The following is a 9,442-nucleotide window of genomic DNA, read 5'->3' as shown; positions in this document are numbered from 1 at the left end:
CCCCTCCCACACTGGATAGTGCCTGCTCCGGGTAGCGTGAGGCGATCAGATCCGTACGTTGCCCCGTGGCCCGGCAATCGCCCAGATGATCAGGCCCAGTACCGGCAGCAGCAGGATCAACAGGATCCACAACACCTTGGCGCCCGTGCTTGCGCCGCTTTTGAACACGTTGATGATCGCCCAGATATCCAGCGCGAGGATGATCAGCCCGATCAAGCCGTTAAAAGTGGAACCCATGGTGTCGCTCCTAAGTGAGGGCATGCCCTTGTAGGATAGTCAGCCCTGGCAGGGGTTCCGTTTTATTTCAGACGTGGATTGCCACCTTCAGCGCTTCCAGGGAGGGCTCGGCCTTGATGCCGACTTCGGCACACAGCTCCAGCACCCGTGGCAGGTCGTTGCCGAACACCAGTACCGCCTGGATTTCATCATCCAGCGGCTGGCTGAAATCAAGCAGCACATAGCCGCCATCTTCCGGGCTCAGGGCACTCATCTGGATCTGAATACGGTTCAGCGCGGTAAGGCTTTCGGTCTTGGCCAGTTGCTTGGGCTTGAGGTTGAACGCAACGCCGGGGCCGAACGAGGCGACGATCTGCGCAAACAGCTCGCCATACGTGTCGGCCTGGAACAGCACGGTCTCTGGCAGGCTGCCCACCACCACCCACTCCCCCAACGGAATCGGGAAGCTGTCGTCGTAGTTGATGTCCGGGTTGGCTGCCAGAAATGCAGCAGGATCCGCGTAGGCTTGGGCAGCCTCATCGGCGATCTTCGCCACCTCGTCGTCGCCCATGACCCCGGTGCTGATTTTGCTGATAAGTTCGACGAGGCTGGTTTTCATGGGGCGATCCTGTAACGGGCTGGTTTTTGAGGGCGCAAAGCCTACACCAGTTTCTGCAACTGCGCCGCCGTATCCACCGCGCCCATGGTTTGGGCCGCGGCCAGCGCGGTTGCGCCTTGGGCATCGGTGGCCTTGGGGTTGGCGCCCTGGCCCAGCAGGTAGTCAACCATGTCGACGCGGTTGAACATGGCCGCCATCATCAGCGCAGTGCGGCCATCAGAGGACGCGGCTTCTACCGGCGTACCGCCTTCGATCAGCGCCTTGACCACCGGCAGGTTGCCTTTGAAGGCCGCACCGGCAATCGGCAGTTGGTTCTTGTCATTGGCGATCAGCGGGTCGGCCTTGAACTCCAGCAGCACTTTTACCGCCTCGGCGTGGCCGTGATAGGCCGAGAGCATCAGCAGGGTGTCGCCATTGTGGTTGCGAAAATTGGCGGGCAAGCCTTTAGCCAGCAGCGCGGCAAGCATGGCCGCGTCACCGCGGCGGGCCACATCGAAGACTTGCTCGGCAAATTCGGCGGCTTCATCTTCGGTCATTTGTTTTGGCTGGTCGGACATGTGGGGCTCCTCATCTGGTGCTTATATGGCGCCCAGTGTCGCGAGGGAGTTCCCACCTGTCATGGTTTTTTTGTCAAAAAGCCCCATAGGCACAATCAATAGCGGAACTGACCGCCCTGGATCTGCGCCAGCAATTGCCCGGTCACCGGCACGTAGCAGTCCGACCCCGGCAGCCAGGCATAAACCGGGTCATTGCCGGCTTTGTCCGGATCAAAGGCCTCCTCCTTGAGCTTGACCTTCTGGTACTTGAAGGTGCCGGTGGTTTCCATCTTGACCTTGATCCGCAGGAACAGCGGCACCGCGTAGGCCGGCAACTGGCCGTGGGCGAACTGCAGCAGTTCGCGCATGTCCAGCGCGGCCAGGGATTCGCTCGGGGTGATGGCGACCATACCCGCACGGCCGTTGGTGTTTTCGATCTCGACGCCATAGGCCACCACTTCGGCAATCTGCGGGTGTTGCAGCAGCACGTTCTCGACTTCGGTGGTGGAGACGTTTTCACCTTTCCAGCGGTAGGTGTCCCCCAGGCGATCGACAAATTGCGCATGGCCGAAGCCAATGCTGCGCAACAAGTCGCCGGTATTGAAGTAGCGATCGCCCTTTTCAAACACGTCGGTGAGCACGACCTTGCGGTTCTTTTCCGGGTCGGTGTAGCCGTCGAAAGGGGATTTTTCATCGATTCGGGCCAACAACAGCCCCTGCCCGCCCGTGGGCACTTTATGCATAAAGCCATCGCTGCCACGCAGCGGCTCGCCGCGTTCATGGTCGTAGTCGACCAGGGCCCAATGCTGCAGGCAAAAGCCAATGGTGTTGTCGAAATTCAAGACGTTGGTAAAGCCGATATTGCCGTCGCTGGCCGCGTACAACTCGCAGATATGCTCGACGCCATAGCGCGCCTTGAACTGCGCCCACACGCCAGGGCGCAGGCCGTTGCCGACCATTTTGGTGACGCGGTTGTCACGGTCGTGTTCGCCGGGCGGCTGGTCAAGCAGGTAACGGCACAACTCACCGACGTAACCGAGGGTGGTCGCCTTGAACTTACGCGCGTCATCCCAGAACTGGCTGGCGCTGAACTTGCGGCGGATGGCAAAGCCTGACGCTCCGACAATCGCCGAGCCCCAGCACACGCACAATCCGGTGGCGTGGTACAGCGGCAAGGTGCAATAGAGGACGTCATCCGGGCCCATGTCCAGGGCGATGCTGCCGAAGCTGACGGCGGTTCGGGTCCAGCGGCCATGTTTCATGATCCCGGCCTTGGGCAGGCCGGTGGTGCCGGAGGTGTAGATATAAAAGCACGGGTCATTGAAGAAGACCTGCGCGGTGCTGGCCGGGTTCTCAGGCGAGCACTCGGCGCTGGCTGCCATCAGGTCGATATAACCGTCCGGCACCGCGCTGGACGGTTGGTCGGCGACGAACCAGGTACGATCAGCCTTGATCGCGACCTGATCACGCACGTCTTTATAGGACGACACCAGTTCCGCACCGACAATAATGGCTACTGGGCTCACCAGGTTCAGGCTGTGCACCAGGGCCGCTTGGGTTTGCGCAGTATTGAGCATCGCGCAGATGCCCCCCAGCTTGGCCACGGCCAGCACGTTCAAGAGCAATTCGGGGCGATTTTCGACAAACAACGCCACTACGTCACCTTTGCCAATGCCCTGGGCATGCAGGTGATGGGCGATACGGTTGGCACGCTGGTTGGCTTCGGTATAGCTGAGCGCCCGGTCGCCGTACAGCAATGCGTTGCCGTCTGGATTGCGCAGGGTAGCTTGCTCAAAGTACCAGCCTAACCCGCAAGGCTGCGCGGGGTCGGTGACATTGGCAGCACGCATGCCACGCACGACGCGTGGCAGGGCACGAACAATGGAGGGCACCTTACGCAGCAACTTGCCCCAGGTGATCATGTCGTTCTGCGGGTGGCTCATGGCGGAACATCCTTTTTCTTATTGTTCGTATGATCCCAAAGCATCCATACCTTCGTCAGAAGGAGGCCGAATGCATTGCAGGAAAATACGTCAGCCCTTCTTCGACTGTACACGCGGGATTTGAAAAGTTTTGTATCCCGACCGACGACCACGGAAAAACGGAATTTAGCGGCGCAAAGGCAGTCTTCATAAATAGAGGGGCGCCGACCCTACCGCGCTGAGTAGCGCAAAATGCAGGATGCATGATGGCCATTCATGCAAATTGCACGAAACCGAAAATTTTAATTTTTTATAAGCTACTGATTTATAACGACATTTCAATAACTCAGAAGCTGGCACAATCACTGCACCTATCACTCCATGCTTGCCAACTTGAGCCAACGGAGCTGATAGACATGAGCCTGATCCAAGATAAATTCGCTTCAGTATTCTCCAACTACGACGTCACCACCCAGCCACGTCCAGACGGCGGCATCCTGTTGACCCTGCGCAACAGCGAAGGCAAACAGGTCAAGCGCTCGATTTCCTACCAGCAGTTGCACACTGCCGATCAACTGACCTGGGTGATCAGCGCCATTCGCCGCGACCTTGCCGAACAAGCCAGTGACCTGCCACAGATTTCGATGCTGCAAAGCCAGAACCGCTTTGCACTGCCGACCTACCACTCGGCTTAAGCACTGCACCCAAAAAAAGGGCCGCGACGCCGTTGAGCGTCGCGGCCCTTTTTCGTTGAAGTCAGCACAAGCCTTGGCGTGCCGCCTCGTTCATCGCCTGCACACGGTTGGTGACTTCCAATTTGCCGTAGATATTGCGCAGGTGAAATTTGACCGTGGCTTCGGACGTGGCACGAATCTGACTGATTTCCCAGACGGTCTTGCCCTCCGAGGCCCAGCGCAAGATCTCCAGCTCCGCAGGGGTCAAGGGCTTGCCGGACAAACTCTGGCGTCTCCTGACGGCATTGGGCATGAAATACGGCGGCTGACACGGCTCCTCTGGGCCATTCATTACATCTCTCCTATTTATTGGCTGATGCCCATTCACCTCTCGGACTCCTCCTATTGACAGGTGATACAACTGGTGCGGCAGAGAGTTACATAACGAATGGTTACAGTGCGCATGGTCCGCGATAAACAGCCAAGCCCTACAAGCAACTAGGCCTCTTCCCACAACAACTTCCAACTTGCTGGGGTTGAAGATTCCAGTTGCCTGGTTTCAATCGTCCAAACCAGGGAAACGGCTGGCAATATCGTCGCCAGTAAACGCCGGCACCGACCCGTGCGCGGTGTTAAACAAGTGCAGTGTGACCAGGTGCGGGTTCTCACCCATATCAAACCAATGCGCCATGCCGGCCGGGATCACCAGCAGGTCGTTTTTCTCGCAGCGCACGGCGTAGACGTAGTCGCCGATGTGCAGGGTGAACAGGCCCTGGCCGGCGATGAAAAAACGCACTTCATCTTCGCTGTAACGGCGCTCATGGAGGAACCGGGCACGCAATTCGTCCTTCTGCGGATGGTCGCTCGTGACACTGAACACCGCCACCGCACCGTAGCCCAGCGCATCGATCTGCAGCTTATAGGCGGCAATCATTTGCGCCTCGCTGGCGCCCTTCTCGATCAGGGCGGGCTGCCAGCGCTCGAACCGCACGCCGTGCTCAGCCAGGGTCGCGGCGATGTCGTCGGTATGGGTCAGCACCTTGTTCGGGGTGTCCGGCGTTGCAACGTGGTAGACAGCGACATAACTCATTGAAGGGTTCCTTGGTTCTGCTCGTGCAATCGAAGGCCAATGATAACGGCCGCAGCCAGGGCGGCGGCGCTGGCAATACTAAAGGTGAAGGTCGGCCCCAGCAGGTTCCAGCTATAGCCGGAATACAGCGCGCCCAGCGCACCGCCGGTGCCCGCCAAGGCGGCGTACAACGCCTGGCCCTGGCCTTGTTGCTTGTCGCCAAAGCTGCGTTGCACAAAGGCAATCGCCGCCGCGTGGAAGCTGCCGAAGGTGGCGGCGTGCATCAGCTGCGCCAGCAGCAGTACCCAGAGGAATTCGGCAAACGAGCCCAACAGCAACCAGCGCAGCGCCGCCAACAGGAAACTGGCGAGCAGCACGCGGCGTACCGAGAAGCGCGTGAGGATGCGGCTCATGCCCAGGAACATCAGCACTTCTGCCACCACCCCGAGGGCCCACAGCATGCCGATCACGCCACGGCTGTAGCCCAGGTGCTCCAGGTGCAAGGTGAGAAAGGTGTAATACGGCCCATGGCTCATCTGCATCAACGCGACGCACACGTAAAACGCCAATACGCCGGGGCTGCGCAGTTGCTTGAGGAAGCCATCACCGGCCAGGCGATTGCCGTGGGTGGCAGGCTGCGCATTCGGCACCCACAGGCTGGCGCCGATGATCCCGGCCATGATCACCACGACCACCACCGGGTAGATGTCCAGGCTCAGCCAGTCGAACAACCGGCCCATGATCACCACTGTGAGGATAAACCCGATGGAGCCCCACAACCGCACCTGGCTGTAGCGCGACGTCTGTTTTTGCAGGTGCGCCAGGGTGATGACTTCAAACTGCGGCAGCACCGCGTGCCAGAAGAACGCGTGCAGCGCCATCACCAAAGCCAGCCAGGCATAGGTCTTGCTGACGAAAATCAGCGAAAAGCTGATCAGGGTGCACACCGCGCCAAAGCGCACGATGGCCAGGCGGCGACCGGTGTGGTCGCCCAGCCAGCCCCACAGGTTGGGGGCCACGCAGCGCATCAGCATGGGAATGGCCACCAGCTCGCCGATACGCGCGCTGGAGAAGCCCAAGTGATCGAAGTACAGCGCCAGGAACGGCGCCGTCGCCCCCAGCAGGGCGAAGTAGAACAGGTAGAAGCTGGAGAGGCGCCAGTATGGAAGAGATGTCATGCAGGGGGCTGCTTCGCAACCCGGCGCGAGCATGCTCGCTCACCACAACACGTTCGCCCCTCACACCTCGTCACAGCTGGCCCAGTACCGGGGTGTTCACACGCACATCAGCGTTTTGCCCACGGTTGCGCAGCAGGTGGTCCATCAACACGATGGCCATCATCGCCTCGGCAATCGGTGTGGCACGGATGCCGACGCACGGATCGTGGCGGCCCTTGGTGATCACATCCACCGGGTTGCCGTTGACGTCAATCGAGCGGCCTGGGGTGGTGATGCTCGACGTGGCCTTGAGCGCCAGGTGTGCAACGATGGGCTGACCGGAGGAAATGCCGCCAAGGATGCCGCCGGCGTTGTTGCTGAGGAAACCCTGCGGGGTCATCTCATCTCGGTGCTCGGTGCCGCGCTGGGATACACACGCGAAGCCTGAGCCGATTTCCACGCCTTTGACGGCGTTGATGCTCATCAGCGCGTGAGCCAGTTCAGCGTCCAGACGGTCGAAGATCGGCTCGCCCAGGCCTGGTTTGACGCCTTCAGCAACTACGGTGATCTTGGCGCCGACGGAATCCTGGTCGCGGCGCAACTGGTCCATGTAGGCCTCCAGCTCAGGCACTTTGTCCGGGTCGGGACTGAAGAAAGCGTTGTCATCCACGCTGTCCCAGGTCTTGAACGGGATTTCAATCGGGCCCAACTGGCTCATGTAGCCACGGATCACGATGCCCTGGGTGGCCAGGTACTTCTTGGCGATGGCACCGGCGGCCACGCGCATGGCGGTTTCGCGCGCCGAACTGCGGCCACCGCCACGGTAGTCGCGTTCGCCGTATTTATGGTGATAGGTGTAGTCGGCATGGGCCGGGCGGAACAGGTCCTTGATCGCCGAGTAGTCCTTGGACTTCTGGTCGGTGTTGCGGATCAGCAGGCCGATGGCGCAACCGGTGGTGCGACCTTCGAAGACACCGGAGAGAATCTCGACTTCGTCAGGCTCCTGGCGCTGGGTGGTGTGGCGGCTGGTGCCGGGCTTGCGGCGGTCGAGGTCGCGCTGCAGGTCCTCCAGGGACAGCTCCAGGCCGGGCGGGCAGCCGTCGACAATGGCGACCAACGCCGGGCCATGGCTTTCGCCCGCGGTGGTGACAGTGAACAGCTTGCCGAAGGTATTGCCGGACATGCAGGGCGCTCCGTGAAATCAGTTGAATCAAGTCAACCGTAATAACTTAAGGCGGCCAGTATACGCAGGCTAACCGACTAGTTCATCCTCGAAACCTTACCGGTCGACATGGGTCCAACCGGCACTCCCCGGATAATGGCACGATAATGCTGCGAGCTTTGCTGTTCACCCTCACCCTGTTCTCCGCCCTGGCTCAGGCCGCGTCACCCGTCGTACTACAACGGCCCATCAGCCTGGACACCGGCAGCGGCGAACTGTTTGGTTCGCTGCTGCTGCCCCAGTCCGACACGCCCGTGCCCGTGGTGCTGATCATCGCGGGCTCCGGCCCCACCGACCGCAACGGCAACAGTGCCGACGGTGCGCGCAACGACAGCCTCAAGCGCCTGGCGTGGGTGCTGGCCCGGCACAACATCGCCAGCGTGCGCTACGACAAGCGCGGTGTGGCCGCGAGCCTCGCCGCCACACCGGACGAACGCAACCTGACCCTCGACGCCTACGTGGCCGACGCAGTGGCCTGGGGCAACATGCTCAAGGCCGACAAACGCCTGGGCCCGCTGATTGTGCTGGGCCACAGCGAAGGTGCGCTGGTCGCCGCCCTCGCCGCCCCGCAACTCGACCCGGCGGGTGTGATTTCCCTGTCCGGCAGCGCCCGCCCGGTGGATCAGGTGATCCGCCAGCAACTGGCCGATCATCTGCCCCCTGCCCTGCTGCTGCGCAGCAATGAAATCCTCGATCACCTCAAGGCCGGCCAGGTGGATGCCGATGTACCTGGCCCGCTGGAGGCTATTTTCCGACCCAGTGTGCAGCCTTATCTGATCAGTCTGTTTCGCGCTGATCCGTCAGCAGCCTTTGCCAAACTGCGCATGCCCGCCTTGATCGTCCAGGGCACCAACGATATCCAGGTCGGTGTCGGCGACGCCCAGCAACTGAAGAGGGCCAAGCCCGACGCCGAGCTGAGCGTGATCGAAGGCATGAACCACGTCATGCGCATCGTGCCCAACAACGTGAAGCAGCAACTGGCCTCCTACAATGACCCGCAACTACCCCTCGCCGCAGAGCTGGGCAACCGCGTGGTGCGCTTTATCGACGGACTTCAGCCCCGTTAAGCGACAATTTGCCTCCAGTCTTGGGAAAACCGGCCGATAAGCCCAGTGTCGACAGCAAAAAGACTGTCGGCTCGCTGGGCATGGACAGGATCGCGCCGCATGACAACCACTGAAGAAACACCAGAACAGACCGCCGACACCCCGGCTGAAAATACCGAGGCCGTCGACGCGGCGCCTTTGCCGTGGGCGGATGTCCAGGCCGAACACTTCAAGATGCTGCGCCTGGCGCCCCTGGCCACCGACCGTGCCACCGGCGTGCGGCCGTTGCGGTTTGTGCAGTTCGGCTATGCCGAGCGCAATGACAAACACCACAGTCTGTTGCGCATGGTCATTCAATTGCCCGGACAGCGTGTACGTCGCGAGCAAAACCATCTGGATATCTGGGTCGACCACGACACCCATCGCGTGCATTTCGGTCCGGGCAACAGCCTGGAAATCGAGCCGGCCAACCGGGGCATCGGCCGTTTCCTGGTGGCTCAAGGCGCGGCCTGGGCGAAAAAGAAAGGGTCACACTACCGCGTCGACGGCGTCGACCTGGCCAACAAGGACGCACTCAACGAAGCCACGCGCCTGCGCCGCGACCACTTCCTGCGCGTGCAGGGCTTTGATGTGGCCTACGCCGACGTGCAGCACCTCAAGGGCAACGTACAGCCGGGCAAGGTCAGTGATGTGCTGGACAGTTGGAACACTGAGAAGGTGCAGTTCGTCGAGATCCTCGAAGCCGCGCAGATGCTGCAACAGGCCGAGCACAACCTGCTGGAGCAGGAAGTGAAGCTGCGCAAGGAAGAGGAAAAGGTCACCAAGTTCAAGCGTGAGGACAGCGGGTTGCGGTTTACCATCACCTGCCTGGTGGCGTTTACCGTGTTTCAGGCGGGGCTGTTGATCTGGATTGCCACGCACCGCTAATGGGTTGTAATGCAATGAAAATGTGGAGGGGCTTGCCCCCGATAGCGGCGTATA

General features: G+C 60.8%; 11 protein-coding genes. 3 read left to right on the top strand and 8 right to left on the bottom strand.

What is annotated here, in order from left to right:
- Nucleotides 1-45 precede the first annotated feature (45 nt).
- From IQK56_RS28295 to IQK56_RS28280, 4 genes are all read right to left on the bottom strand, one after another.
- Entirely contained in the window at nucleotides 46-237 is a 192-nt protein-coding gene (locus tag IQK56_RS28295; RefSeq protein ID WP_003172956.1) for a PLDc N-terminal domain-containing protein, read from the bottom strand.
- Between the two features lie 67 nt (nucleotides 238-304).
- Complete coding sequence (locus IQK56_RS28290) at nucleotides 305-835, bottom strand: hypothetical protein (protein WP_193863451.1); 531 nt, start codon at nucleotides 833-835, stop codon at nucleotides 305-307.
- Nucleotides 836-876: 41 nt separating this feature from the next.
- Entirely contained in the window at nucleotides 877-1,392 is a 516-nt protein-coding gene (locus tag IQK56_RS28285; RefSeq protein WP_032888051.1) for an ankyrin repeat domain-containing protein, read from the bottom strand.
- A gap of 95 nt (nucleotides 1,393-1,487) precedes the next feature.
- Entirely contained in the window at nucleotides 1,488-3,314 is a 1,827-nt protein-coding gene (locus tag IQK56_RS28280) for a long-chain-acyl-CoA synthetase (protein WP_150676444.1), read from the bottom strand.
- A gap of 395 nt (nucleotides 3,315-3,709) precedes the next feature.
- On the opposite strand from IQK56_RS28280, the gene IQK56_RS28275 reads away from it, so the two are divergent.
- The gene (locus tag IQK56_RS28275; protein ID WP_010208870.1) at nucleotides 3,710-3,988 is read left to right on the top strand and encodes a DUF3509 domain-containing protein; all 279 of its coding nucleotides are present in this window, start codon (nucleotides 3,710-3,712) and stop codon (nucleotides 3,986-3,988) included.
- Between the two features lie 61 nt (nucleotides 3,989-4,049).
- Here IQK56_RS28275 and IQK56_RS28270 read toward each other — a convergent pair whose 3' ends face one another.
- The 4 genes from IQK56_RS28270 to aroC all read right to left on the bottom strand — a co-directional run bounded on the left by IQK56_RS28270 (nucleotide 4,050) and on the right by aroC (nucleotide 7,376).
- Complete coding sequence (locus IQK56_RS28270; protein ID WP_122308150.1) at nucleotides 4,050-4,319, bottom strand: response regulator transcription factor; 270 nt, start codon at nucleotides 4,317-4,319, stop codon at nucleotides 4,050-4,052.
- 207 nt (nucleotides 4,320-4,526) lie between these two features.
- On the bottom strand, nucleotides 4,527-5,057 hold the full coding sequence (locus IQK56_RS28265) for a 1,2-dihydroxy-3-keto-5-methylthiopentene dioxygenase (RefSeq protein WP_150760366.1): 531 nt from the start codon (nucleotides 5,055-5,057) through the stop codon (nucleotides 4,527-4,529).
- On the bottom strand, nucleotides 5,054-6,214 hold the full coding sequence (locus IQK56_RS28260) for an MFS transporter (RefSeq protein WP_193863449.1): 1,161 nt from the start codon (nucleotides 6,212-6,214) through the stop codon (nucleotides 5,054-5,056). Before IQK56_RS28260 ends, IQK56_RS28265 begins: the two co-directional genes overlap by 4 nt.
- 70 nt (nucleotides 6,215-6,284) lie before the next feature.
- Nucleotides 6,285-7,376 (bottom strand): chorismate synthase, encoded by a 1,092-nt coding sequence (gene aroC / locus IQK56_RS28255; RefSeq protein ID WP_193901907.1) that lies wholly within the window; start codon nucleotides 7,374-7,376, stop codon nucleotides 6,285-6,287.
- A 143-nt stretch (nucleotides 7,377-7,519) separates the two neighbouring features.
- Between aroC and IQK56_RS28250 the strand changes: the two genes are divergently transcribed.
- Nucleotides 7,520-8,482 (top strand): alpha/beta fold hydrolase, encoded by a 963-nt coding sequence (locus IQK56_RS28250; RefSeq protein ID WP_122308154.1) that lies wholly within the window; start codon nucleotides 7,520-7,522, stop codon nucleotides 8,480-8,482.
- A gap of 99 nt (nucleotides 8,483-8,581) precedes the next feature.
- Nucleotides 8,582-9,388, top strand: a complete 807-nt coding sequence (locus IQK56_RS28245) for a hypothetical protein (protein ID WP_150760368.1) — start codon at nucleotides 8,582-8,584, stop codon at nucleotides 9,386-9,388.
- The last annotated feature ends 54 nt before the right edge of the window (nucleotides 9,389-9,442 follow it).

It is taken from the genome of Pseudomonas cyclaminis (assembly GCF_015163715.1).
GTDB lineage: Bacteria > Pseudomonadota > Gammaproteobacteria > Pseudomonadales > Pseudomonadaceae > Aquipseudomonas > Aquipseudomonas cyclaminis.
Note: the sequence above shows the minus strand (reverse complement) of the source record. Positions and strands in the feature narration are given on the sequence as shown.

Bases quoted from the DNA above. Each gene is read 5' to 3' on its own strand.
- IQK56_RS28260 (WP_193863449.1), bottom strand. From the start codon at position 6,214: ATGACATCTCTTCCATACTGGCGCCTCTCCAGCTTCTACCTGTTCTAC.
- IQK56_RS28270 (WP_122308150.1), bottom strand. From the start codon at position 4,319: ATGAATGGCCCAGAGGAGCCGTGTCAGCCGCCGTATTTCATGCCCAAT.
- IQK56_RS28245 (WP_150760368.1), top strand. From the start codon at position 8,582: ATGACAACCACTGAAGAAACACCAGAACAGACCGCCGACACCCCGGCT.
- IQK56_RS28275 (WP_010208870.1), top strand. From the start codon at position 3,710: ATGAGCCTGATCCAAGATAAATTCGCTTCAGTATTCTCCAACTACGAC.
- IQK56_RS28265 (WP_150760366.1), bottom strand. From the start codon at position 5,057: ATGAGTTATGTCGCTGTCTACCACGTTGCAACGCCGGACACCCCGAAC.
- aroC (WP_193901907.1), bottom strand. From the start codon at position 7,376: ATGTCCGGCAATACCTTCGGCAAGCTGTTCACTGTCACCACCGCGGGC.
- IQK56_RS28280 (WP_150676444.1), bottom strand. From the start codon at position 3,314: ATGAGCCACCCGCAGAACGACATGATCACCTGGGGCAAGTTGCTGCGT.
- IQK56_RS28285 (WP_032888051.1), bottom strand. From the start codon at position 1,392: ATGTCCGACCAGCCAAAACAAATGACCGAAGATGAAGCCGCCGAATTT.
- IQK56_RS28295 (WP_003172956.1), bottom strand. From the start codon at position 237: ATGGGTTCCACTTTTAACGGCTTGATCGGGCTGATCATCCTCGCGCTG.
- IQK56_RS28290 (WP_193863451.1), bottom strand. From the start codon at position 835: ATGAAAACCAGCCTCGTCGAACTTATCAGCAAAATCAGCACCGGGGTC.